At 55.6% G+C, this 214-nt stretch carries 1 pseudogene; it reads right to left on the reverse strand.

Features of this window, described 5'->3' with window-relative positions:
- Positions 1–214 (reverse strand): annotated as a pseudogene (locus tag AC0L3A_RS41185) (IS110 family transposase); the annotation flags it as partial.

Here is a 214-nt window from a genome sequence, read left to right on the forward strand (position 1 = left end):
GCTTTGAGAGGCAATTGCCTCAATCTCGCGGTTGACCTCGGCAATCCGCAGCTCCAGCTGCCGCAGCTCGTCAAATGTAGATGCAAGAATGCGACGCATCGCCGAGGTTAGATCATTCGACTGATCGGCCAAAACCCTCGGCAGATCAGCCTTGAACTTGCCGGCGCCCTGGTGAATAGCGATCCCATATTCCAGGCAAAAAGCGCGCATCTGA

It is taken from the genome of Bradyrhizobium sp. MI1.3, from assembly GCF_055811695.1.